This window comes from Endozoicomonas sp. Z74, assembly GCF_057680865.1.
The window spans coordinates 17461-43206 of record NZ_JBLYZI010000015.1; the positions used below are offsets into that span (position 1 = coordinate 17461).

Consider the following 25746-nt stretch of genomic DNA (forward strand, 5'->3'; position numbering starts at 1 on the left):
CTATCAGCGGGCCAGCAACAACTGCAGGTAGCTGCCCACCCGGGAAGCCCGGTCAGCCAGGTCGCCCACCCAGTCAATGATCTTGTAGAGAAACATCACATCCACCGGAGGGAGCTCCTGCTCCAGCCCAAAGAGCATCCTGCGAATCTTCACCTGGTCCCTGTCCGTCTCGCTTTCAATTTCGTGCAGCTCTTCAATCAATTGCTCCACCAGATCCACTTCCCTTCCCCTGAAGCCGGTTTCCAGCAGCTCATCCAGCTCATCCATAGCCCTGAGCGCCTGGGCAGAGGTGGCAATGGAGCGACGTACGTAAGCCTGGAAGTCTTCTCTCATGGACTCAGGAATCACCATCTTTCTGCCCACCACCAGCCCGGCAATGTCCTTGGCCCGGTTTGCTACTTTGTCCTGAACCGTAACAATTTCCAGCAGGTCAGTGCGGGGAACCGGCAGGAAAAGGCTTTTCGGCAGGGACAGACGAACGCTTCTTTTGATGGCATCCGCCTCGTGCTCCAGCCGGATAATCTTTTGCTGAATGTTATGGACTTCATCCCAGTTGGCAGCAAAGGTCGCCTCGAAAAAAGACTCCAGCTGTGACGCACATTCATGGGCAGTGGTAATATGCTTCTGTATTGGCCCTATGGGTGAGCGCCCGAAAACGCTCGACAGAAGGTTGCTGGTTGGCATATTGGCAAATCCTTTCGGTTGAACGCGAGAGTATAGAAGTCAGTCCGGGTTCCTGCCTGTTTACCCAAGAGCCCGGGTTGATCTCTATTGCACCAAGCAATAGCACAAAGACAATTGCCAGGACAAACGGTTCCCTGAATCCGCCCCTTTCTTCGCTGGCCTCCGGAAGCATGGATAAACGATGAGTATTGAAACTGAACTGAAACTGTCTCTGTCCCGGACTGAGGCAGAAAAACTCCGAAACCTGCCATTCTGGCAAGCTCATGCCCTGGAGGCTCCGGAAACCCTGCAACTGGGCAACCGGTATTTTGATACCCCTGATCAGCGACTCAACCAGGCCCGGGTAGCCCTTAGAATCCGCACCCTTAATGGCGGCTTTATCCAGACACTGAAAACCAGAGGCGAAAGCATCAATGGCCTGACACGCCGTGGTGAATGGGAGTGGCCTCTGCCTGAGGCACAACTGAATGGCTCGCTCCTAACTGAAGTCTGGCCAGAGTCCCTTAAAGGCATTGATGTTGATCAGCTGCAGCCCCTTTTCACCACCGACTTTACCCGTACCCGCTGGACCCTTCGCTGGCAGAATCCCAGGGCAGTGATAGAAGCCGCCCTGGATACCGGCCAGGTGGAAGCAGCCGGGCGTACCAGCCCAATCTGTGAGCTGGAACTGGAACTGATTGAAGGCGATGAACACGCCCTGGATGCCGTTGCAGACCAACTGAAACAGAGCATTGATCTGATGCCCTCAGATAAAAGCAAGGCAGAAAGGGGGTTTGAATTACTCACCAGAGAACCAACATAACGGCAACAGGACCAAGCAGCCTGTCGGACCTACGACAATTTCGGCCTAAAATCCAGAAAGAGCGGCCAAATCTTTCGATGAATTCGATTGAATAGACCGGCTATTCGCACGAATCCATCGAAAGATTTGACTCGCTCTACTAAATTTTATGCTCGAAAGCATAAGCCCGGCAGGCTGCGGCTGAAAATGTGGGTCTTTTGACAGAATCAGCTACGCTGCTTACCTGACAAACTGAACAATAAGCATTTTCTGAGGCCTTTCCTTGTGCCATGACCCCTTTACTCACTGTGCTGGCCGGTTTTATCGGGTCGGTCGCCCTGCTGGTGCTGCTAACCGTCCGCTGGCAATGGCCAGCCTTCCTGGCATTACTGTCGGCCAGCTACTTTGCGGGTATCTGCTTCGGCTTTCAGCCTGACAAAGTTGCCTCACTGGTGATGGAGGGGTTTGGATCAACCCTCGGAGACATTGGCCTGACCATTGCCCTGGGAGCGCTTCTGGGGGTCATACTGGAACATTGTGGTGCCACCGAAACCATCGCCCGAGGCGTGATCAACCGGCTGAATAACCGTTACCCGGCCCTGGCCCTGGCCATTACCGGCTATATCGTGTCCATTCCCATCTATTGCGATTCGGGCTTTGTCATCCTGAACTCGGTAAGAAGCTATCTGGCCAGAAAACACCGGGTTTCCCCCGTTTTTCTCAGTACCGTGCTGGGCTGCTCCCTCTATGCAACCCATACTCTGGTGCCTCCCACTCCCGGGCCACTGGCAGCAGTAGCCAACCTGCAACTGTCACAACAGCTATCCCTTGTGCTGGTTTCAGGCCTGTTAATCTCTACCATGGCGGTACTGGCCGGTTTCGCCTGGGCGTTAACAACCCGGCATCAGATGCCGCAAAAAGAACAAACCGCCACCACAGAGCCAGACCCGCTCCCGATCCATTTTATTCCAGCGGTGACCCCGATTCTGGTGCCCATCATTCTGATTACCCTCGGAGGGTTAATGACCGACAGGAGTGGCCCCATTAGTCAGTGGCTTGCGTTCGCCGGACAACCCGTCAACGCCCTGCTGGCAGGCCTCCTTTTCTGCTGGCCCCTGGCCAGAAAGAGCCAGTGGCATCGCCTTCAGGCCAGCATCACAAAAGGCCTTGAGGCCGGGGGCAAAATTATTCTGGTGGTGGGCTGTGGAGGGGCTTTTGGCTTTATCCTGAGAAACAGCGGGCTGGCTCAGCTTCTCACAGAACACTCAGGCCTGATTCACCTGGGCCTGCTGATGCCCTTCATGATGGCGGCCCTGATCAAAACCGCCGAAGGCTCCGCCACCGTGGCATTGATCACCGCATCTGTGCTCGTTGAGCCCTTGCTACCGGCCCTGGGACTGGACAGCACCACCGGCCGGTTACTGGCCCTGTTCGCCTGTGGCGGTGGAGCCATGACCATCGCCCATGTCAATGACAGCTTTTTCTGGGTGATCGCCGAATTCACCGGAATGGATACCGCCACCGCTTTAAAATCCCTGACGGTGGCCACGCTCTGTCAGGGCATTACGGTGCTGGTGTGTGTTCAACTGCTGGCGCTACTTCTGCTCTAATCCCGGCCTTTCTCCCCATGGAAGGTCAATGGATTTGTCCAACCGCCGAAAAAAGAGAGAGAATAAGCCCTTTCCATCCACCGCAGCTTATTCATAAAACACGGAATTCCAAGTGATCGGTTTGAAAGCCTCCGGACTGCAACATCGGGAACAAATGCTGGATCTGCCCATGGTCGTGTCAGACCTGGTCAGAAGTATGCACATTGACCAGTCAACCGCAGATGAAGTTCTGGCCAGTCACCGGACTCCGGAGCAACTCCGTCTTAACCCCATTGAGTATATTGCCAGCCTTGAGCTGGACGATATTGGCCGCAAGGGCAAGAAGCTGGATATGGAATATCTATGCCAATGGCTGGCGGAGCTTTCCGGCCAGGATTACTTCCATATCGACCCACTGAAAATCGATGTCGCTTCGGTCACACCGATCATGTCCCACGCTTATGCCATGCGCCACCAGATTCTGGCCGTTGAAGTCAATAATAAGGAAATCGTGGTCGCTTCAGCCCAGCCCTGGCACAAAGTCTGGGAAGACAATCTGCGCCACGTGAACCGCCGGGAAGTGCGCAGAGTGGTGGCCAACCCGGCGGATATCCGCCGCTATACCGTTGAATTTTACCGCCTGGCCCAGTCCATCATGGGAGCCAGCTCCGACTCCGGAGTCGCTTCCACCAGCCTCAATAATTTTGAACAGATGCTGGAACTGGGCAATATGCAGGCCCCGGATGCCAACGACCAGCATATTGTGAATATTGTGGACTGGCTATTGCAGTACGCCTTTGAGCAACGTGCCAGTGATATTCACATTGAGCCCCGACGGGAACAATGCAACCTCCGGTTCCGGATCGATGGGGTTCTGCACCTGATTTATCAGATGCCTGCCAAAGTGGCCGCTGCGGTCACCAGTCGCCTGAAAATCCTGGGCCGCATGAACGTTGCGGAGAAACGCAAACCCCAGGACGGGCGCCTGAAAACCCGAAATGCCGATGGCTCTGAAATCGAATTGCGCCTGTCCACCCTGCCAACGGCGTTTGGCGAAAAGCTGGTCATGCGTATTTTTGACCCGGAAGTGCTGGTGAAATCCTTTGGGGACCTGGGCTTCTCCCGTGAGGATGAAAGACGATGGACTTCCATGTCCAGCCAGCCCAGCGGCATCATCCTGGTCACAGGCCCTACGGGCTCGGGAAAAACCACCACCCTCTATTCAACACTGAAGCTCCTGGCTACGGATAAAGTGAATGTCTGTACCATTGAGGACCCCATCGAAATGGTGGAACCTTCCTTCAACCAGATGCAGGTGCAGCACAATATTGATTTGACCTTTGCTACAGGACTCCGGGCCTTGCTCCGGCAGGACCCTGACATCATCATGGTTGGGGAGATAAGGGACCTTGAAACCGCTGAGATGGCCATTCAGGCGGCACTGACCGGCCACCTGGTGCTGTCAACCCTGCACACCAACGATGCCCCCTCAGCACTGACAAGATTGCTGGAGCTGGGTGTTCCCCCATACCTGATCAAAAATACCGTGCTGGGAGTGATGGCCCAGCGGCTGGTGAGAACCCTTTGTCCCAACTGTAAAGCTCGTACACCTCTGGATAAAGAGGGATGGAAAGCGCTGACCAAACCCTGGGCGGCATCCGCCCCGGCAGAGGTGTTTCAACCAGTGGGCTGCCTGGACTGTCGCGAAACCGGCTACCGGGGTCGTGCCGGGCTCTACGAAATTCTGGTGATGAGTGACCCAGTCAAGGCTCTGATCAATGAAAGCCCGGATATGCCTCAATTGCACCGCCAGTGCATAAAAGAAGGGATGTACAGCCTGAGACTCTCTGGCGCACAAAAAATCGCCAGTGGTTTGACCACCATTGAGGAAGTACTGAGAGTCGCTCCAGACTAGAACTCATTGATAACCTGCCGAACGTTCGTTATGTTAAAAATCGTAGGATACAGTTAACCGGTGGACGTCCGGCAGAATAAATGCGGTGAAACCAGACTCCGATTGTCCGATAACTTCATTTATTGCCTGGAAAAAACACTGACAGCGGACCTTCCATGATCAGATTCCTCCTTGTTGCGTTAACCGCTTTCTCTCTACCCGCCCTCTCAAACAGCCCCATTATGGAGATCATAGCCACTGAGCCTCCCGATACCTTTGCAGAACAGATGGCTGTGGAAATGAAAACAAACCGGTCAACGGATGAGCGGCGCACAGCCATGGAAAGCTATTTGAACAGCCTGCTTAAGGCTAACGCCGTCTATAGCACCCACCAACAGGAGCAAAAGCCCAGCCTGTTTTTCCAGATCCGTGCCAACAAAGAAGGGCTGCTGGTCATTACCCGAAACCAGCAGGGAAAGTATGGCCTGCAAAAAGACAATCGAAGCCTGTCCGTCTATGGCGTCAGTAACCAGCTGGAGTCGAACTGCTCATGGCAGGAGCAGCTCTGCTGGATTCTCTACCCTGCCAGAACCACAAGGGGAAAGGAAAGATGGCTGGAAATCAGTTATGCCCCACAGGCCATTCATGAACTATCGGATGGTATGAGTCTGCTGATTCGGGATATGCAGAAATAACGCAGGGAAAACAATGGACCCCATTGATCCATCTCGCCCAGCCTTCACCCGCTATAACGGCAATGGCAGTCCCGACACACCGGCCTCTGAAACCACTCAAATAGGTGCGTTTTCATTATCTGCTGTCTTTCCTGAAGGTCGCGATGAATTAATGGACCTGATTGCCAGGCTAAAGGCAAGCATTTTAGAAGAAGCTCAACACGCCCCTCCAGAGCCTCCCCCTCTGGAATCAAGGCTGATTGCTATTGCCAAGTCTCGAAAACCGTCTAATTCTTTTTTAAATACCATTAAGGCCGTTGGAAAAAAAGCCGTTAACCTGGGCAGTAAAATATTTCATTTCCTGATATGGAGGTGCATCAATCCGGTAAGGGATTCCTCAACAGAAGCAGGAGGTGAAGTCACGTTCAAATTTTCCCAGGCAAAGGGAAAATGGCTGGAAAATATGGTGTGGGACAGCTCTACCCGGGAAGGTGTCTGCTGGGCTCTGTCCCTGAACTGGTTAAAACATCGCTGCCAGGGTACCTCCCTTTTTCACAAAATTTATGATGGCTGCCAAAAAGGAGACATTAATCCAGAAGTCTTCGAGGAAATAAGGGCATTGCAGGAAGCCGGAAAAGGAAACCAGCCTTACTACGAGGCTCAATGGCTGCCCATGCATGGAATGACCCTTAACGAGATCACTTATAGTGATCCAGGCTTTCATAACGACCAACACATGCCCGTCGACCCCGAAGTGGAGCACCCAGGTAATTTCCCACGAAAACTGGCCGAAGCCATTACCGACCCGGAAAAATCATCATCCCCCCTGAAAATGATTTCCATTGGAGGCCATAACAAAGGCCATGCAATATCAGCCCATATTGACCCAGACAACAGCGCAGTCACCTTTTTTGACCCCAATTTTGGCGAGTTCCGGTTCCCGAATTCAAAGACGTTTAACACATGGTTTACTGAGCATTTCTGGCCTAAATCCAAATATGGAGGAAGTTTAATCGGAATGAACCAGCATTTTTCGGTGAAACATATCACCCCCTCAGGAGAAAACAATGAACGCTCAATTTGAACACCTGGTCAAACAGGTTCTGTTGACTATTGGGCTGGAATTGGAGCCTACCCGGGAAGGACTTTACATCATGGAGGTTGATGGCAAACTCGATATTTACCTTTCCTGTCACGAAGACAAGTGGGTTTTACTGTATTGTGAACTGGGCGAAGTGGACGACACTCGTAAAATACTGGCCGCCACCAACCTGTTTGGCAGACAGTGGCCTGCTCACATCATAGGGCAATACGAAGAAAAAACCATTTTCTGGTCTCAATACTGCCTGGATAGCCTGACTCCCGTTGAGCTGCAGTCCTGGCTGGAACGATTCATTGCGGATGCTGAGCGCCACCTGAGTGAGCTTATGGCGCTCGATATGGAAACCTGACGATTCAGTTTTGCAACTGCACCACCCCTTTTTCGGATGACTTTTCAACTCTGGGTGACAGGCCACACAACATAAACAGGGCGGGCGCCCCCAGCGACAACCATAAACCGCCAGCCACATTGGCCAGGAACAGGGTCAGGTAGTACTGCAAATTCTGTTCATCTGGAAGCAACCCTCCCGCAAATTTCATATAAGCCAGCAGCACAACCATTCCCAGGAGGTAACGGAGCAGCCTCTGCCACCAATGGCCATGCCCGCTGTACCCCATTACCCGGGAAGCAATAATGGCTCCAACCCCAAAGCCAAAACTGAGGGCAGACAGAATGGTGATTACCGGACTTTCAGAAAGCCATACATAGACAACGGAGAAAACTGTCAGCACCGACGTCAGGATAATAATCAGCCGCCCGACGGACTGGCTTGCCATCCATTGGGCTACTGAACCTCCCCAGGCGTAGAACCCCCAGAGAAGAACAGCCGCCAGAAACCAGCCTCCCATCACATCGGTAGGAAAGTGCACTCCCAGATATACTCTGGACAGACCAATGAGCAGCGCCATGGTCAATGCCAGAATCCAGAACCATTTCTTTGCGGTGCCTGCAGCCAGCATGATCCACAGCAATGCAGAATTCTGGGCGTGCCCGCTGGGCAGACCATAGCCATACTCCCGGTCCGGGGAAATATCCGGGTCCAGATCAAAAGGCCTTGGGTGAGCAAGGGCATCCTTGAACCCCATATTGACAAAAAACGACAGAAGAAACATAAAGCAGATATGGAGCGAAAAACGGAAGTTCAACGACCACACAATAAAAGGAACAAGATAGATATAATATCGCCCACCAAACTTGGTGATCTGTCGCATAAGTTCATCAAGAACAGGGGTTCGGTAAGACTGGATCCAGGCAATCAGCTCCAGCCCCCATTGCAGGACTTCGTTCACAGGCAGCTCCTTATTGTTATTGTTACCTGGCGTCAACAGAGTCAGGCTGACCGCTACAGTAAATCATTTCTCACCTATTTTAAAGCAACCGAATTAAACAAATACCCACAGCCAAAGAAAAACAGTTTGCGCTCCCCACCACCACGAACAACAAGAAAGCAAACGGTTTTTTGATGGTAAAGTTGGCAAACTTGCGATCGGTATCTGATATCTGGTTTGCACAATGCCGGTTCTCCGATACTCTTTGCCAGTGACCGATAATCAATGGCACCGGGTGATAAAATGTCCTTATTAGAAAAAACACTGCAAGCCGTCAAGAGCAACTTTTCGACATCGGAATACCCCTGTCTGGAGGAGCAGTTTCAACGCTTTGCCACTGAAAAGCCTCTGGCCGGGCGAAAAGTGCTTTATGGGGCTCCTCTTACCCGAAACACCCAGGTTGCTCTGCTACCCATGCTTGCATCGGAAGCAGAGCTGACCGTTTCCTGGCCACCGATTATTCCACCGGACCAGCAGGTACTGGAGCTGCTTCAAAAAGAAGGCGTCGAGTGTCTGCCGGAAGTTCCTCCCTCCCACTCCTTTGATGTCATTCTCGACTGCTGCGGAGCCAATGCCTTCTGTCAGGCAGGCTCCGGTTATGTGGAGCTCACCCGAAGCGGCCTCAGGCATTACCAGGATGTTCAGGACAAAACCTGCATTGATATTGACTCAACCCGGGTAAAAAAAGCGGAAACCATTCTCGGTACCGGCGATGGTCTACTCCGGGCCATGGAGCAAAAAGGGTATGGCGATCTACAGGGAAAAAACGTTCTTCTGTTTGGCTATGGAAAGGTAGGACAGGGCATATGCCGTGCTTTATTGCAAAAACAGGCCAGCATCACCGTTGTTGAAGTGCAATCGAATCTTCGATTACCTGAAAGCATCCACTGGATTAGCTCAACAGATACAGAATCCATCCTGCATGCTCTTTCAACCAGCGATTTTGTAATTACCGCTACTGGAATCCCTGGCGTAATAGAAAAAAACTATCCAGTCAGAGCCTTTATTGACTCAAAGGCGGTGCTGATCAATATGGGGGCCGAAGATGAGTACGGTCAGGAATTCCAGGGCAGCAGAGTAGAAAACAATAAAACCGCCCTTAATTTTATCCTGGAAGAACCCACACTGATGAAATTTATGGATCCGATTTTTACGCTGTTCAACGAAAGTGCAGCACTATTGGTATCTGACACCTGGCCAACTGGAATACAGTCCCCTCCTGATCGCCTGGTAGAGTCACTGATTGACCGGTTCTGCCTGGCACAGGGCTATCAGAAAGAGGCATTTATTTAAAACAGCGCTTCCCCTCTGCTCCAGTAACCGGGTGAAAACCGCAATCTTCGCCCTCCTCACTCCAGTAGAGGGGTTCATACTCGATCTTCACTGCTGGCAGAGCTGCTTTGTCATGCCTTGCATCATACTGCCCAGGAGGTAGCAGCCCTTTTAAATACGGATATGGGTCTTTCAAGCCATGGGCAAAGAAGCGGAGCAGTCCCCACTCAGAGGAACCGTACCCTTTGCCTCTGGCAAAATACCACTGCTGGGAAGAGGCACCGCCGGGCAGACAGTGTTCCAGAGTCAGCTGTTCTGAACGCCAGCTAAGACAAAAGTGTTCACCGGCTTTTTTACTGAACAGTCTTTTGGTACGCAGATCATGCTTCCAGATCTGATTGCTGTTGCTCTGGCAGGACTTCATCTTTACCGCGGTACCGCCATAACAGTCATAACGACCGCTGTCACCAGAAGAACAGTTTTGAACAGACAGGCAGGTTCCTTCACTGCGGTTAGTGATAAAGAGATCTTCTGTCAGTTTTTTCGAAACCCACGACCATTCAGTAGAAGGCGCCCAGGAATCCTGAGATGCCGGTGTGGAGCCACAGTTGATCTTTCCGGTAACAGGGCTCCGGTAACAGGAGTGGTACCCATTTTCCGAGCCAAACATCTGAAACCGAAACGGCTTGTGATCTCGCCCGGTTTCCTGATCCACCAGGTTCAGTAGTTCTATGTTGTCCTGACCTTCCAGTTTGTAACCGAGAGCCCTGTCCTGGTTAAACACCCACTGAGTATCGCTATCCTCACAAGGTAGAAGGCCGGAAGTCGCTCCTCCCCGAGTCAGGCAGTAGTGCTTTTTATCCGCAAGAAAATAAAGCCGTTTTTTTGAAAAATCAAAACGCCAGCCCTGAGATTTCTCATGCTCAATGCAGCCTTGCAAAGTGACCATGGTGTTTCCGCTGCAAATGGCTTCATCAACCTCATTCTCCACAGGGCAGACATACGAATCTTCATCCGGACTGCCCAGGGTCAGGCAACCGCTGTCGGATTTAAGCAAAAAATTCTCTTCCACCACTCTTTGAGCAAAGTCAGTGTCACTGAAAAGAGTGCTATCGCACTCAACCCTGCCAGTAAATGGACTTTTATAACAGAAATCGTCCCCCATCTCAGACTCAGAAAACAGGGATGATAAAGGCTCTTTTATCTGCCCCAGGTTCTTTATTAACTTCACATACCCATGCTTCTCAAGAAAATCGACCCGGCTGTTCAATATTTCCTGGTGATTGAAATACCAGGCCTGCTTTAAGTTTCCGGGCTTACAAGGCTCCATTGATAGTTTTTGGTCCTGCCGGGTCAGGCAGAGGCTTGAGGCATAACTGTCTGAGTAAATTCTTTTTTTCTGGAAATCAAAAACCCATTTCTGAAACCGATCAGTGTCGTCACAGGTTTCAAGAACCGCTTCGTTCGCTTTGTAACAAACCATCGTTTTGCCATCACTGCCTGGAAAACAACCTCCTGAGTCGTTACTGGACTCTCTGATTGCCAGACATTGCTGACTATTATTCTGCCTGAGCATAAACCGGCTGGCATAATCCTCAGGTTCATCGGCTTCTGATTGGGAAAAAGGAATACAATTCCATAAAAAAAGAAAGAAGAAACAGCCAAGCCATTCGCTTCGATTATTTTGACCCACCATAGTCAGCTTCACCATCCGTAGTGTCTGCTTTGACGTGAATAGCACCTGCTTTCATGTCAAAAAGAGCCTTTTCCAAGGCTGTCCACCCAAGAAAAAACCCCGCCACGCGAGGTTAATTGGCTGGATATGACATCAATGGGCTTCCTGCCTCTACATTATTGGGTGCTTCCTTGCATACATCCCTGTAAAAACAACGATCCAGCTATTTAAACTATAGACAAACCCGATGCCTCAGAACTGCTCATCACTCAGGGCAAACAACTCTTCGGTTCCTGAAAGCGCAGCCGTCGCCATACTTTCAAACCGCGGCAACAAACGCTTGAAGTAATAACGGGCAGTCAGCAGCTTGGCCTGATAAAAGGCCTCTTCAGAGTCACCTGATGCCAGTTTTTCCGCCGCAGCCTGTCCCATCAACGACCAGATCCAGGCATAAGCCACGTAAGAAAATGCATTCAGGTAGTCGACACAGGCTGAGTTAATGAGATTCGGGTCATCCTTGGCCTTGCTCAGCAACTGGCGTGTCAGCTCTTCCAGCTGATCGGCAGCCGCCAGCAACGGCTGGGCAAACTCCTGATCCGGTCCAACAGAGCTGCGGATTTCCCCAAGGAACTGCTCCAGGTATTCCCCGCCATTGAGGGCAATTTTACGGCCCAGCAAATCCAGGGCCTGGATACCATTGGTTCCTTCATAGATCTGGGTAATGCGGACATCACGAACCAGCTGTTCCTGGCCCCATTCACGAATATAGCCATGCCCCCCGAAAACCTGCTGACCCGCCACACAGCTTTCCAGCCCCGCATCGGTCAAAAATGCCTTCACCACTGGCGTCAGTAATGCCACCAGGGCAGAGGCTTTTTTGCGTTCGTCAGCATCGTCGCTGAACTTGGCAATATCCAGCTGTTTGGCCACGTAAGTGGAGAAGGCTCGCCCACCTTCATTGAGGGCTTTCATGTTCAGCAGCATACGACGAATATCACCATGCACCATCAAAGGGTCCGCCGCCTTCTCTTTCTGCACCGCTCCGGTGGCTGAACGCCCCTGAATCCGGTCTTTGGCGTATTCAAGGGCGTTCTGATAAGACATTTCACTGCTGCCTAGCCCCTGAATGCCAACAAACAGGCGTTCATAGTTCATCATGGTGAACATGGCATTGAGCCCTTTATTAAGCTCGCCCACCAGGTATCCCCGGGCGCCATCAAAGTTCATCACACAGGTGGCAGAGGCATTAATACCCATTTTGTGTTCTATGGAACCACAGGCGAGACGGTTGGGCTCACCCAGTGAACCATCTTCATTCACCAACACCTTGGGCACCAGGAAGAGGGAAATCCCTTTGGGTCCGGGAGGGGCATCCGGCAGCTTGGCCAGCACCAGATGAATAATATTATCGGTCAGGTCATGCTCTCCGCCGGTGATAAAAATCTTGGTGCCGGAAATGGCATAAGAGCCATCGCCATTGTCTTCCGCTTTAGTACGGATAATCCCAAGATCACTGCCAGCATGGGGTTCGGTCAGACACATGGAGCCTGCCCATTCACCCGAGTACATTCTGGGCAGGTAGAATTCTTTCAGGGATTCGCTGGCATGAGCATCAATAGCAAGGCTGGCACCAGCCGTCAGGCTTGGATAGAGAGTAAAGGCAAGGCTGGCACTGCAGACCATTTCATCAAATTGAGCGGCCAGTACCTTGGGCATGCCCATACCACCATAGGCCGGGTTACCACCGAGCCCGGTCCAGCCACCCTCCGCAAAAATATCGTAGGCGTCTTTGTAACCTGCAGCCGTGGAGACTTTGCCATCGTTCCAGCTGCAACCTTCTTCATCACCAGAACGATTAAGAGGAGCAATGGTGCGGGAAGCCAGCTTGGCCCCTTCTTCAAGAATGGCATCCGCCGTTTCCTGATCCACCAACTCCCGGGTTGCGGACCATTGTGACCATTGGCTGGCCACATCAAACACTTCATACATGACAAAGCGCATATCGCGCAGAGGGGCTTTATAATCGGCCATATCCGTCAACTCCTGGAATTCATTATTGTTAATCTCATTCCGTGAGGCCATATTACCGGAGAGAATTGCCGTTGGACAGTACGTTTTAAACAAACGTTTGGATCACTTGGGAGGCTCATTTACCAACCCCATTCAGCGAACGTTGCCATCAAAAGCGATAATAGAACCCTGCGGTCGCCACCACCCCGGCCCAGGAAAACTCGACACCAAACCCCTTGTAGTCGATGTCCAGCAGTGTTTGTAACAATGGATAGAACTTAGTCCCGAATAGCTGCAGATACTGGCTGTAACCGTACATCACTCCGGCACGATAGCCTGCCTCCACATCAAAGATGCCCCAACGGTCCTGATACAAAGTCCTTTGCCAGCCCGCAGACCAGACCCGATCCCGAAACGTATTGATAAAAGTGCCAGCGTAATACCCCTTATAAGCCAGTGCGATAAGCTGGTTGTTATTTTCCTGGTCCTCTCCCTTCTGAAAATGGGTCGTCCACATCCCCAGCAGCAGGTGGTCACGAAAAGGGCGCCCCCAAAGCGTATTCCACAGGCCAGACTCTTCACGAAAACTGTTATAAGGAAGGCTGAGATCGTATTCAAAGGGTTTCACCCGATCAGTCTCCATTGTTTCCTGGTCAGAGGGTTCATCGGAAAGGACGTTTTTCAGAGGAATCATCAAAATCAGCAGAAAAACAGCTGCCTGCAGTAATTTATTCTTCATAGGGGCCATGTTCTGGATACAGCACTCTGGCTGAACCGCTCTCCTTGGTCACAAATTAAAAGCTAAGCCGTTTTGTATAGACCATGGTTTAGAGCCAGGCAAAGTCGCCTTATGAAAGTGGCCTTATGTAAACACTCTATAAATTGGGGGGGGTAATCCAAGGCTGGAATAAAAAAAGTGATGAATTGGCTGCCCATTGCCGATTAGGTACGTTAGTTTATTATTTAGTAATAAGCCGCTTTTCTTCAGATCTGCACACGGGTTGAAAGCAGTATTGCTTATCCAGCTTCACCCTCTAACCCAAAGCAGGAATGTTTGTTTCACCCTAAATAGAATAGAAAGGTTTATCCATGCGCAATCTGTTTACCCTGGCTGTAACCATGATCCGCATCGCCTTTATGTCTTTCGAGAAGCCTTATTCTGCAGCGGATGCCATCCATCCAAAACGACGCCTGCTGTCCAGAAAACACCAGATCAAGCGAAGCTGGGTCAAATCCATCTGGATCGCCGCCGGTTTGCTGATGCTATTAAATCCGGTACTGCCCATTGCCCTGATCATTGCCCTTCCCACAACCTTTCTCAGCTTTGTGATTCTGGACGAGACGTCATAAAACCTGAAGCTGAAGAAAACCCAGAGAGAAAGAAAAAACAGTTTGAGCAGGAAAAGGGCTGAGCAAAAAAAGGGCCACCGTTAAGGCAGCCCAAGCTATCAGCCTCGCGTCAGCCGGCTAATCAGATATCACCAAAATCGTCCTCTTTCATGGACAGGAGGTTATCCGCTCCAGACTCAATACAGGCCTTGTGCATCTGGGCCCTGGGAAGGAGACGCTGGTAGAAGAATCGGGCGGTCTGGACCTTGGCTGTGTAGAACCCTTCTTCAGTGGTGCCGGCATCCAGAGCCTGCTGGGCAGTCAAAGCCATCTCGGCCCAGAAATAAGCCAGACAGGCATAGCCCGAATACATCAGATAATCCACAGAAGCCGCACCCACTTCATCAGGGTTCTTCATGGCTTTCATGCCGATCTGCATGGTCAGCTCGCCCCACTCTTTATTGAGAGCGGCCAGGGGCTTGATAAACTCCTGAAGTTTTTCATTATCCACCTGGGCCTGGCAGAACTTGTGAACCACTTTGGTAAAGGGCTTCATCGTCGCGCCCTGGGTCATCAGCACTTTCCGCCCAAGCAGGTCAAGGGCCTGAATTCCTGTAGTCCCTTCATAAAGCATGGAGATACGGCTGTCGCGGACATTCTGTTCCATGCCCCACTCGCTGATGTAGCCATGACCACCGTAACACTGCAAACCATGGTTCGCCGCTTCAAACCCTGTTTCGGTCAAAAAGGCTTTCACAATGGGTGTCAGGAAGCTCATTTCCAGGTCAGCTTGCTTGCGCACTTCCTCATCAGGGCTTTTCATCAGGTCCGCTTTCTTGGCGGTGTAGTAAACCAGGGCCCGGTTTCCTTCCGTAAACGCCTTGATCGTCAGCAGCATCCTGCGCACATCCGGGTGGACAATAATCGGGTCAGCCGGGCCATCCGGGTTTTTAGGTCCAGTCAGAGAACGCATCTGCAAACGATCACGGGCATAACGAACAGCCCCCTGATAAGCCACTTCGGCATGGGCCAGACCCTGAACCCCTGTTCCCAGTCGGGCAGAGTTCATAAACGTGAACATACAGTTCAGGCCCTTGTTGGGAGGACCAATCAGATAGCCAGTAGCGTCATCAAAGTTCATGACACAGGTAGAGTTCCCATGAATGCCCATCTTGTGTTCAAGAGAACCACAGCTGACACCATTACTTTCAGTCAGTGCATCGGGCAGATGCCTGGGAACAATAAACAGAGAGATACCTTTGGTACCGGAAGGGGCATCCGGCAGACGGGCAAGAACAATATGAACGATGTTCCCGGCCATATCGTGTTCACCAGCAGAAATAAAAATCTTGGTGCCTGAGATTTTGTAGCTACCATCCTCCTGAGGAATGGCCTTAGTCTTCAGCATACCCAGATCGGTACCACAATGAGGCTCGGTCAGACACATAGTACCGGTCCACTCACCGGAAATCAGTTTGGTCAGATAAACCTCTTTCTGTTCATCGGTACCATGGGCTTCCAGGGTATTCATGGCGCCATGACTGAGACCGGGATACATCCCCCAGGACCAGTTGGCTTCCCCCATCATTTCACTGAGCACCAGCCCCAGGGAAGCGGGCAATCCCTGACCACCATGCTCTGCCTCACTGGCCAGAGAGGGCCAACCGCCTTCAACAAACTGATGATAAGCTTCTTTGAAACCACTGGGGGTTTTCACGCCCGTTTCAGACCAGGTACACCCTTCTTCATCGCCCACCCGGTTTAAGGGAGACAGTACCTGTTCACAGAATTTCGCACCTTCCTCCAGAATGGCATCCACCATATCAGGCGTGGCATCTTCACCTTCCGGAAGATTGGCATAATGCTCTTCATAACCGAGCAGCTCATTACGGACAAAACGGATATCACGGAGAGGGGCTTTGTATTCTGGCATGACGCGTCCTCAATATTCTTGTTGTGATGAAAACAGTATAGCATCAATTCAAACAGTTGTTTGAAACTTACGTTTGCTCAGCTTCAAAGTCAAGTTATGTAGCAAAAAGTAATTTTCTGTTTCTTATACAGTACGCTTGTCTTCTATTGTTCGATCATCCACTGAAGCCAGAGGTATCCCGGGTCTCAGGTCGACTTCATAACTTACTTCGGCCAACACTCGCCACTCTCAAACCCTGTGGATGCTCACAAGGAGCATTAAACGACAGACCTTCCGGAAGAAACATGAAAAACAATCACTATAAAATGGGCGGATATTGCATAAGTCTTGAAATCTGCAGGTTAATCGACCAATTCAAATTGACGCCAATCATAAAAACTGAATAAAAATCACATTTCATATTGATCTTCTCAGGAGCATCCCTGATATTGGCCCTCGAAACGTGGACAGACAGGACCGGCACAACCACTGCCGGATATGAATGGCTCATCCAGGCCCAAGGCCGGAAACCAGAAGGACGCTCTGCAGCAGGTTTGTACTATGAGAGAAGTAAGGCACCTGAATTTTGAATGGAAGTACTGCCCCGACTTCAGGCAGGAGTTTGTGGACCCCGGTTTTGATGACCGCCAGTTCGAAACCGTGCAGATTCCCCATGCCAACCGTGAACTGCCTTACAACAACTTTGACGAAAAGTTGTACCAGTTTGAAAGCTGCTACCGGAAAACTCTGTTTGTTGAGGAGGAACAACAGGGAAAACCGGCAATTCTTCATTTCGAAGGGGTCATGACCTGTGCCAGGGTCTACCTGAATGGCCAGCTGGTCATGGAGCACAAGGGAGGCTACACCCCTTTCAAAGCCGATATTTCCAGCTACCTTAATTACGGCTCGGAAAACCACCTGGTGGTTTATGTGGACTCCCGGGAAAGAGCTGAAATCCCGCCTTTTGGTTATGTGGTTGACTACCTGACCTATGGCGGCATCTACCGGGAAGTCTGGCTGGAATTCACCGCTCCCGTGATTGTGGAAAACTGCCATGTCAGAACCCGGCAGGTTCTCTCTACGGAGAAGCTGCTCGACCTGGATCTACACCTGGACAACTTTGCTCAACAGTCCGGCACCATTGAGCTGGACTTCTCACTGGTTCACGAACAGAAGAGCATCCATACCTTCAACAAAAGCATTACGCTGAGCGGTGACCGGCAACAGCAACTGAATATTAAGGAACCGGTGCAGGGCGTTAAGCTCTGGGACACCGAAAATCCAAACCTTTACACCCTCCAGGTAACTCTCAGGCATGACAATAAAGCCCTGGACAAAAACGCTTTCCGTTTCGGGTTCCGCCAGGTTGACTATAAAAACGACGGTTTCTATCTCAATGGCGAGCGCCTGAAACTTCGCGGCCTTAACCGGCATCAATCGTTTCCCTATGTGGGCTATGCCATGCCCAGAAGGGCTCAGCAGAAAGACGCCGAGATCCTCAAACACGAACTGGGTGTGAACACTGTCCGGCTTTCCCATTATCCCCAAAGCAATCATTTCCTCGATCGCTGTGATGAACTCGGACTTCTGGTCTTTGATGAAATTCCCGGCTGGCAGCACATCGGCGAGAAAGGCGAATGGTGGGATATTACCCTCCAACATGTTGAGGAAATGATTAAAAAAGACTGGAACCGCCCCAGTATTTTCATCTGGGGAGTCCGGATCAATGAATCAGAAGACTGTGATGAGCTGTACCGGGAAACTAACCGGATCGCCCGGTCACTGGACGACACTCGACCAACAGGTGGCGTAAGATGCAGAAAAGACAGCAGCCTGCTTGAAGATGTCTACACCTATAACGACTTTGTTCACAACGGCAAAACCCACGCCCTGGACAGCCCAAAAGAGGTGATCGGCCACGACGCTCCCTATCTGGTGGCCGAACACAATGGCCATATGTTCCCCACCAAACGCTTTGATTCCCAGGAGCACCGGCAAGAGCATGCTCTCAGACACCTGAGGGTGCTGGATGCCATGTACGCCAACAATGGTATCGGCGGTGCCATTGGCTGGTGCATGTTCGACTACAACACCCACAAGGATTTCGGCAGTGGCGACCGGATCTGCTACCACGGTGTAATGGACATGTTCCGTCTGCCCAAGTACGCGGCAGCAGCTTATGCCTCCCAGCAAAACGATCAGCCTTACATGGAAGTGCTGAGTAACATGCGAATGGGGGATTACCCGGCCAGCGAACTTTGCGATGTTCACGTGTTTACCAACTGTGACTCCGTTAAGCTCTACAAAAACGACCAGTTTATTGAAACGTTCTATCCGGCCCGGGAACAATACCCCCATGTGCCCAACCCACCAATTATCATCGATAATTTCATCGGCAACCTGATCGCAGAGAACGAACCGTTCAGCCCCTCCGACAGCCGCCTGATCAAATCCATTCTGATTGAAATCAGCCGGGTAGGTATTAAGGCGCTGTCGTTGAGCAGCAAACTGAAAATGCTTTATGTCCTGAAAAAGAACCGGATGAAACTGAGCGACGGGGTAGCGCTCTACGGTAAATACGTCGGCGGCTGGGGCGATGCCTCCACCACCTTCAGAATTGAGGGCTACCAGGGTGACAGGCTGGTATGCACACAATACCGGGGTCAATCGTTTGAACAGAAACTGGATGTTCAGATTGATGATGAACACCTGACAGAGGATACAACGTACGACACAACTCGCATTGTTATACAGTGTCTCGACGAAGGTAATCACCTGATGCCTTACGCCAGTGATGCATTGAGTATTGAGACCGAAGGCCCTGTTGATGTAATTGGTCCCAGGCTGATCGCTCTCACTGGAGGGGCCACGGCATTCTGGATCAAAACCACCGGTGCATCAGGAGAAGCCAGGATCCGGATACGCAGTGAGCGCTTTGGTGTTGTGGAGAAAGTGATCCAGGTCTCCAAAACCAACATATCGTAAAGAGTCAGAGCGCCTGGCCCGTCGACCCATCCAGCAGCGGCTGTTGAATAAACACAGCCGCGGTACAAAACAGTGAAACATTGATCCTGGCCCAATCAACCAAAACTGAATTTATGTTATATTCCAGCTCGCCATTACTTGCGTACCTGTATCATGAGCGAAACAATTGATTCCCCAAAAAGCCGTCAGAAACGCAGAAGCCCTACCCAGGAGCGAAGCCGCTCAAGGGTTGATGCCATCCTCAATGCCACTCGCGACATCGTCAGTGAAAAAGGCACCGGTGGACTGAAAATTCAGGAGCTGGCCGAGCGGGCCAACATCACCCCCAGCTCTATTTATCAATACTTTCCCAATAAAAGAGCCATTATCCAGGCACTGGATGAACGGTACATCAACTCGTCCAACACTCTGATCGCTCGAAAACTGCAAGGGATCCAAAGCCTTCAGGAAGGCTTTCAGGTGCTTCAGGAAATGATGGATGAGTACTATGAGTGGCATAAGGCCGAACCGGTGATCACGGATATATGGTACGGTCTGGCCTCGGAAAAAGTCATGAAGGACGATGAACTCCAGGTCAGCCGGGAGTCTGCCAAAATTGTGATGGAAGCCCTCTCACCCTTCGTGGACGAAAGCAAGCTGCCGGAGCTGGAAAATTATGCCCTGCTGATGACCCACTTGGCTGGTACAACCGTCCGACTCTGTCTGATGACCGGAGAGGAAGAAGGAAAAAAACTTCACGAATCCTTTAAGCACCTTCTGAAAAGTATGGAGCTTTTGCTGATCTGGAACCGGTAAATCACCACAACCTGGCATGGAGCACAATTAGGTAAACACCAGGCTCCTCGCCCTGATGGCAGTCCTTACCCGCTCCACCAGCCAGCTTAAAACCTGAGGGCCGCCACTTTTTCTCTGGCAGCCTTCCCGGCCTCCATTTTCAACAACACCTCCCGAATAAAACCAACCCCTCTGAAAATCTCTGCTTCTGAACTGTTGGCAAAGCCCAGTACCAATCCATACCGTTTTGGTTGATCCACATAATACTGACTGAGCCGGGAGAACAGCAGGTTATGCTGGCTGAGCGCATCAACAAGCGCCTCCTCAGAGATACCAGCCTTCAACTCAAGCGCAAGGTGCATACCTGCTCCATGACTGTGAATTCTGCACCAGGGTGAAAGCACCCGGCACGCCTCCAGCATGACCTGAAGCTTACTGCCATAATTCACCCTCATCTTTCTTACATGCCGGCCAAAGTGCCCCTCTTGAAGAAAAGCGGCTGTAACCGCCTGGCTGTGCAGGTTTGTTTCACCGGAGTGCTCCATTTTTGCCCTGGTGAACACATCCACCAGCGCCGGGGGCAGAACCATATACCCCAGCCTCAGGCCAGGAAACAGTACTTTGCTGAACGAACCAATATAAATAACCTGCTGCTGTCGTGCTAATCCCTGCAGGCTGGCCAGGGGACGATGAGCGTAATGGTATTCACTGTCGTAGTCGTCTTCGATCACCCAGCATTGTTGGGTATTGGCCCAGTTCAATAAGGCCGTTCTGCGTTCCAGCGTCATCATAATCCCCAATGGGTACTGGTTGGCTGGAGTGACATAAACCAGTCTGGGCGACACCGGCAGCTGGTCAAGCATTGAAACCTGTATTCCCTGGTGATCCACAGGACAAGCATGCAGCTCAGCTCCTGCAGCCATCAGTGCCCGCCGCGCTCCCATATAGCCAGGCTCTTCGATAACAGCCTGATCCCCCGGGTTCAACAGCAGCCTGGCGCATAAATCCAGAGCCTGCTGGGCACCGGAAGTCACCAGTACCTGGTGGGCTTCACAGTTAACGGCTCTGGAACTTCGCACATAATCCGCAACGGCTTCTCTCAATGAAGGCAGCCCCGCCGGGGATGAGTACCCCATGAGCTCTGCCATACCCACCTGGCTGTACTGATGACTCAGTCGATTCCAGGTTCTGAGTGGAAAAGCCCTAAGGTCCGGTACTCCCACACAAAAACTGTGATTACCACCTCCTGCTCTCACTTTTTCTCCTGACAGTGCAGCTGCAACATCCGACAAAGGGTAGTCAGGCACAGCGCTACCATTTTCCCGTGAAGGGGAAACCGGTGCTAACCAGTGGTCAGGGAGTTCAATGGCCACATAAGTGCCCGATCCAGGCCGTGACTCAAGATAGCCTTCCGCCAGCAACTGCTCGAACGCGGAGATAACGGTGTTTCTTCCCAGGTTCAACTGAGAGGCCAGCGCCCGGGAAGATGGAATCCGGGCACCCGGTTTCAGTCGTCCATCCAGCATTCTCGCTCGCAGCTCCAGATAAAGCCCCCGAAAAAGAGGAGTGTCTCTTTCAGCGTTGACATTCAAGTCCCGAAGCTCGGCCAGTGGAACGGCCCTGTCGCTTATAGGTGCAGCCAATGTGGTCCCCCTTTTTTTCACAAACTGGTTCTTATGAAGGAACCAGCAGGGATATACCATGGCCACCATCAGGATAAAAGCAGAAAGGAATAACCATGGATAAACTGGCAGAAACCCCGAAGACCCGGGTAAGAAGAGGCCCCGGAAAAGCCGTTTTTGACCGGGAAATGCTCTACCGTATTTTCGATGAGGCACGGGTGGCTCACATCGGGTTTACCATTGACGAACAGCCCTACGTCATCCCCATGCTGTGCTGGAGAGTGGGCAACAGGCTTTATATCCATGGCAGCAATGGCAGCCGTATGATCAATGCCGTAACAAAGCGCAACTGCTGCCTAACTGCAACCATTGTTGATGGCATGGTACTGGCCAAATCCGCTTTTCACCACAGCACCAACTATCGTTCAGCTGTCGTATTTGGCCGATTTTCCACCGTATCAAACCCTGAGGAAATCGATGAATCCCTCAAACAGTTCATGGAAAGTATTGCACCGGGCCGCTGGGAAGAAGTTCGGCCTCCCTCAGAAAATGAACTCAATGCCACAACCATTCTTTCTGTGGATATTGAAGAAGCCTCCGTAAAAGTCAGAAGCGGCCCTGCCAATGAAGACACAAAAGATCTGGATATTCCCGTCTGGACCGGAGAGCTGAAGCTGAGGCAGGAAATAACCACCATGGCGGCGGATAAGAATTCCCCCGAAGGTATGCCTGCTCCTGATTACAGTACCGCATGGCAGGACTATTGATCCATGTCGAGATAAAGTGAATAACTGTCACATTAGGATTGACACTTAGCCGGGCACAAAGGAAGATTAATCTGAATTTTTTTCACATTATTCTTTCCTGCTCATATGACATCACAATTGCGTATTCCAAAGGACTTCCTGATCGGCTCTGCCACTGCAGCCTATCAGATAGAAGGGGCTGTAAAGGAAGACGGCCGGGGCCCCAGCATCTGGGACACTTTCTGTCACAAGCCCGGCAAAATCGATCACGGCCATAACGCCGACATTGCCTGCGACCACTACCATCGATATCAGGAAGACGTTGATATCATGGGCCAGCTATCACTGGATGCTTATCGCTTCTCTATCTCATGGTCCCGCATCTTTCCCGAGGGAAAAGGGCCACTCAACCGGAAAGGCCTGGCTTTCTACGACCGTCTGGTCGACTCCCTGCTGGAAGCGGGCATTACCCCCTTTACCACCCTGTTTCACTGGGATACACCGGAAGCCCTTTTTAAAGACCATGGGGGTTTTATGGGCAGGGAAACCTGCCACCATTTCGCCAACTACACAAGCACCGTCGTAAAACACTTTGGTGATCGCATCAAAAACTGGATCACCGTTAACGAGCCATGGGAACACGCTACCTTTGGGCATTTGTTTGGCCATCATGCGCCGGGCATGAAAAGCCCCTGGGCGTTCTGGAAAGCAATGCACCATATTTTGCTGGGACACGGCATGGCCATGCAGGCCATCCGCAGTGAAGACAGCAGTGCCAAAGCAGGCCTGACGCTCAGCTATACGCCCATGCACACCAGGGGCAATCGCCCTATTGATCAGGAAGCAGCAGCCACCGCTAATGCGTTCATGAACGGCATCGCCTTTGACCCGGTGTTCAAAGGACGTTATCCGGAAGTGCTCTGGAAACGGTTCCGCTGGTTCCGCCCTCCGATTCAGCAGGGGGACTTTGATATTATTCAGACCCCAACAGACTTTACCGGCCTGAACTACTACAGCCGTGAATTTGTCAGAGGTAACCGGCTCATTCCCGGCTTAAAAGGCACCTTTGTCAACCGGAAGCCAGAAGCCGATCCCTATAAGTTCACTGCCATGGACTGGGAAATTTACCCTGAAGGCTTCAGTGAACTGCTGACCCTGGTTCGTGAAGAGTACGGCAACCCCACGGTGTATATTACTGAGAACGGTGTCGCCTACTTTGATGAAGTGGAGGAGGGGGTCGTCGATGATCAGCCTCGTATCAGCTATCTGAAATCCCACATTGAGACGGTATTGAAAGAGAAAAACAAGGGCTCTGACGTCCGTGGTTACTTTGCCTGGTCACTGATGGATAATTTCGAGTGGGCCAAAGGGTTCAGCACCCGGTTTGGGCTGGTGCATGTGGATTATCCCACTGGACGACGAACCATTAAGAACTCCGGCCATTGGCTGGGTCAGCAGATCCGCCAGCGCGGCCCTCTGATCCAGTCATAGATTTACTTCAGCACTCCTTAGCAACCACTTCACCTGCCAAGTCTCACTCAACTCTCCAGCAATGTCCCTGATACTTGCTGGAGAATCCATACAGCCCCATCTCACGAATACCTGCAACGCGCTAACTTTTTAAAACCCAAAAAAAACACCATTACCGACTCATTAAAGAATCAGGCAATGGTGGAAATAACATCACACGTATCTTCTGAAAGAAGTATCAGGCATAGATAATTTTGAAAGGCTGGGCCGCCCTCATCCGCTGATCAGCAGCCCATTAATTAACGACGATGGTCAGAAAAGCGTCGCATTGTACTCAACAAAGATACCGAAACCACTCACCTTGGCCTGGTTGCTCTCAAAGCCATAGATCCCCCGCATAGAGAGACCTTTCAGCGGGCCTTCCTGGAGCTTGTATTTTGCTTCAAACAGGGTTTCAGTAAACTCCTTCTCACCGGTGAAATAGTATTCAATATCGCCGCTCTTCAGCACCTCGCTCATATCAATGTCCCTGGAGTGGGCGGTGATCATGCTGGTATCAAGACCGGGCAGGCCTGCGTTTTTCCAGTTATAGCCCATGGCAAAGGTATAGGTCTGCTGATTGGGGCGGTGCCACTGGTTAATCAGGGTTTGCTCCGCCATAGTGGTTCTCAGACCGCCATCCCCGATACCTGCCTTATACCAGCCCTTCTCTCCCACATCGGTATAGGAGAGCCCTGCAAACAGTGCATCCGCCTGGAAGCCCAGCATGAAATCGGTCACTTTGGCTTTATGATCCGGTAACGCCCGGCCATATTCGTTGACAAACCCATCCTTGGCTTCCTGCCAGTTATGGTAGATCTGGAAAATCAGCAGATAATCCATCTCTTTCTCAGCAGGAACATTGGCTCCCAACCAGGCAACCGGCAAACCACTTGCGAGCTGAATGGTATTCGACGTCATGTAGTCACTGGACCAGGTAGACTGAAAGCGGGCCATGCCGTAATCGGAGAAGTAATCCAGTCCCACAGAGTGGGTACTGTCAAAACCGGCTTTGCTGTAATAGTCACGGTCTTCGACTTTAATAAAGCCACTGCCAGTAATATCACCATAAGCGGTAATATCCATGGCATAGGCACTGAAATCTCCCCACTGTCCTGTGAGCATGGTCGCTTCATAGGTTTTATCCAACAGCCACTCATCAGGATCACGGTCAAAATGAGGGGTTTCCAGCATCACCCGGCCATAACGGCCTCCAATGTTTTTGTCCTCGCTGCCCAGACGCATTTTCACATTGGCGGTACTGGCCCGGCCATAGCCCTCAGCGCCTCCATAAGTCAGAATGCCACCTTCACCATCATCCTGATAAAGGCTACCTCCCTGGTAACCCAGATCAAAACCAATGAGATCAAACAGATAACCGGTTCTGAGTTCAGTCCATAACTGAAGGCCACCCTGGTTGATATCCCCATTTCTTTTCACTTCATCAGCCAGCAGCTTATTGATCCCCTCACTGATGGAAGCATAATCCAGCCCCAGATTGTCCACCAGGATTTCGGCGGCCCTGTCCCCCAGCCCAGTTATCTGCTTCACCAGAGCCACTGCCATATCGCGGGTCACGGCATAATCATAGGAAATATCAGAAGGTGTCATATTGATATTGGACAGCCGGAATTTGGCGTCCATGGTGGAGTCGTCAATAAAGCGGCTCCACGCCGTCTGTTCTTCGAAAGGGTTTACGTCCCCCAGAGGCAGATTATCAGCCTGACTGGTGGTGACCTCTTTCTCCAATTCGTGAGCCAATTTTTCGAGATCACTGGCAACAGCAGCCTGCATGGTTACCGCAGCAATTGCAGTGGCAAGAACGGCCTTCTTTAAGGAGTACAGCATTACATCCCCCGG

20 protein-coding genes are annotated in these 25746 nt (G+C 51.4%); 12 read left to right on the forward strand and 8 right to left on the reverse strand.

What is annotated here, in order from left to right:
- Positions 1–3 precede the first annotated feature (3 nt).
- Positions 4–684 (reverse strand): TIGR00153 family protein, encoded by a 681-nt coding sequence (locus ACNRUY_RS06465; protein ID WP_488110828.1) that lies wholly within the window; start codon positions 682–684, stop codon positions 4–6.
- A 181-nt stretch (positions 685–865) separates the two neighbouring features.
- On the opposite strand from ACNRUY_RS06465, the gene ACNRUY_RS06470 reads away from it, so the two are divergent.
- From ACNRUY_RS06470 to ACNRUY_RS06495, 6 genes are all read left to right on the forward strand, one after another.
- Positions 866–1486, forward strand: a complete 621-nt coding sequence (locus tag ACNRUY_RS06470) for a CYTH domain-containing protein (RefSeq protein WP_488110829.1) — start codon at positions 866–868, stop codon at positions 1484–1486.
- A gap of 269 nt (positions 1487–1755) precedes the next feature.
- Positions 1756–3075 carry a GntP family permease gene (locus ACNRUY_RS06475; protein ID WP_488110830.1) on the forward strand — a complete coding sequence of 440 codons (1320 nt, stop codon included), beginning with the start codon at positions 1756–1758 and terminating at the stop codon, positions 3073–3075.
- A gap of 154 nt (positions 3076–3229) precedes the next feature.
- Positions 3230–4969: a type IV pilus assembly ATPase TfpB gene (gene tfpB / locus ACNRUY_RS06480; protein WP_488110873.1), complete on the forward strand. Its 1740-nt coding sequence runs from the start codon at positions 3230–3232 to the stop codon at positions 4967–4969.
- 155 nt (positions 4970–5124) lie between these two features.
- Positions 5125–5643 (forward strand): hypothetical protein, encoded by a 519-nt coding sequence (locus ACNRUY_RS06485; RefSeq protein ID WP_488110831.1) that lies wholly within the window; start codon positions 5125–5127, stop codon positions 5641–5643.
- A gap of 13 nt (positions 5644–5656) precedes the next feature.
- Positions 5657–6706, forward strand: coding sequence for a YopT-type cysteine protease domain-containing protein (locus ACNRUY_RS06490; protein ID WP_488110832.1), 1050 nt, complete (start codon positions 5657–5659; stop codon positions 6704–6706).
- Complete coding sequence (locus ACNRUY_RS06495) at positions 6690–7073, forward strand: CesT family type III secretion system chaperone (RefSeq protein ID WP_488110833.1); 384 nt, start codon at positions 6690–6692, stop codon at positions 7071–7073. Before ACNRUY_RS06490 ends, ACNRUY_RS06495 begins: the two co-directional genes overlap by 17 nt.
- 4 nt (positions 7074–7077) lie before the next feature.
- Here ACNRUY_RS06495 and ACNRUY_RS06500 read toward each other — a convergent pair whose 3' ends face one another.
- Positions 7078–8013, reverse strand: coding sequence for a phosphatase PAP2 family protein (locus ACNRUY_RS06500; protein WP_488110834.1), 936 nt, complete (start codon positions 8011–8013; stop codon positions 7078–7080).
- Between the two features lie 282 nt (positions 8014–8295).
- Here ACNRUY_RS06500 and ACNRUY_RS06505 point away from each other — a divergent pair, with 282 nt between their 5' ends.
- On the forward strand, positions 8296–9345 hold the full coding sequence (locus ACNRUY_RS06505) for an NAD(P)-dependent oxidoreductase (RefSeq protein WP_488110835.1): 1050 nt from the start codon (positions 8296–8298) through the stop codon (positions 9343–9345).
- Here the strand turns inward: ACNRUY_RS06505 and ACNRUY_RS06510 are convergent.
- The 3 genes from ACNRUY_RS06510 to ACNRUY_RS06520 all read right to left on the reverse strand — a co-directional run bounded on the left by ACNRUY_RS06510 (position 9338) and on the right by ACNRUY_RS06520 (position 13748).
- Positions 9338–11035: a hypothetical protein gene (locus ACNRUY_RS06510; protein ID WP_488110836.1), complete on the reverse strand. Its 1698-nt coding sequence runs from the start codon at positions 11033–11035 to the stop codon at positions 9338–9340. The genes ACNRUY_RS06505 and ACNRUY_RS06510 overlap by 8 nt on opposite strands.
- Before the next feature lie 216 nt (positions 11036–11251).
- Positions 11252–13030, reverse strand: coding sequence for an acyl-CoA dehydrogenase C-terminal domain-containing protein (locus tag ACNRUY_RS06515; RefSeq protein WP_488110837.1), 1779 nt, complete (start codon positions 13028–13030; stop codon positions 11252–11254).
- A gap of 148 nt (positions 13031–13178) precedes the next feature.
- Complete coding sequence (locus ACNRUY_RS06520) at positions 13179–13748, reverse strand: hypothetical protein (protein WP_488110838.1); 570 nt, start codon at positions 13746–13748, stop codon at positions 13179–13181.
- Between the two features lie 350 nt (positions 13749–14098).
- On the opposite strand from ACNRUY_RS06520, the gene ACNRUY_RS06525 reads away from it, so the two are divergent.
- The gene (locus tag ACNRUY_RS06525; RefSeq protein WP_488110839.1) at positions 14099–14359 is read left to right on the forward strand and encodes a hypothetical protein; all 261 of its coding nucleotides are present in this window, start codon (positions 14099–14101) and stop codon (positions 14357–14359) included.
- Positions 14360–14480: 121 nt separating this feature from the next.
- On the opposite strand, the gene ACNRUY_RS06530 is transcribed toward ACNRUY_RS06525, so the two are convergent.
- Positions 14481–16271, reverse strand: coding sequence for an acyl-CoA dehydrogenase C-terminal domain-containing protein (locus ACNRUY_RS06530; RefSeq protein WP_488110840.1), 1791 nt, complete (start codon positions 16269–16271; stop codon positions 14481–14483).
- Between the two features lie 540 nt (positions 16272–16811).
- Between ACNRUY_RS06530 and ACNRUY_RS06535 the strand changes: the two genes are divergently transcribed.
- Together ACNRUY_RS06535 and ACNRUY_RS06540 are read left to right on the forward strand one after the other, a co-directional pair.
- On the forward strand, positions 16812–19235 hold the full coding sequence (locus ACNRUY_RS06535; protein ID WP_488110841.1) for a glycoside hydrolase family 2 protein: 2424 nt from the start codon (positions 16812–16814) through the stop codon (positions 19233–19235).
- Positions 19236–19388: 153 nt separating this feature from the next.
- On the forward strand, positions 19389–20030 hold the full coding sequence (locus tag ACNRUY_RS06540; RefSeq protein ID WP_488110842.1) for a TetR/AcrR family transcriptional regulator: 642 nt from the start codon (positions 19389–19391) through the stop codon (positions 20028–20030).
- Between the two features lie 86 nt (positions 20031–20116).
- On the opposite strand, the gene pdxR is transcribed toward ACNRUY_RS06540, so the two are convergent.
- Positions 20117–21652: a MocR-like pyridoxine biosynthesis transcription factor PdxR gene (gene pdxR, locus ACNRUY_RS06545; RefSeq protein WP_488110843.1), complete on the reverse strand. Its 1536-nt coding sequence runs from the start codon at positions 21650–21652 to the stop codon at positions 20117–20119.
- A 95-nt stretch (positions 21653–21747) separates the two neighbouring features.
- Here pdxR and ACNRUY_RS06550 point away from each other — a divergent pair, with 95 nt between their 5' ends.
- Both ACNRUY_RS06550 and ACNRUY_RS06555 read left to right on the forward strand, forming a co-directional pair.
- Positions 21748–22398, forward strand: coding sequence for a pyridoxamine 5'-phosphate oxidase family protein (locus ACNRUY_RS06550; protein ID WP_488110844.1), 651 nt, complete (start codon positions 21748–21750; stop codon positions 22396–22398).
- A gap of 117 nt (positions 22399–22515) precedes the next feature.
- Positions 22516–23868: a GH1 family beta-glucosidase gene (locus tag ACNRUY_RS06555; protein WP_488110845.1), complete on the forward strand. Its 1353-nt coding sequence runs from the start codon at positions 22516–22518 to the stop codon at positions 23866–23868.
- Between the two features lie 291 nt (positions 23869–24159).
- On the opposite strand, the gene ACNRUY_RS06560 is transcribed toward ACNRUY_RS06555, so the two are convergent.
- Entirely contained in the window at positions 24160–25734 is a 1575-nt protein-coding gene (locus ACNRUY_RS06560; RefSeq protein ID WP_488110846.1) for an OprD family outer membrane porin, read from the reverse strand.
- Between the last annotated feature and the right edge of the window lie 12 nt (positions 25735–25746).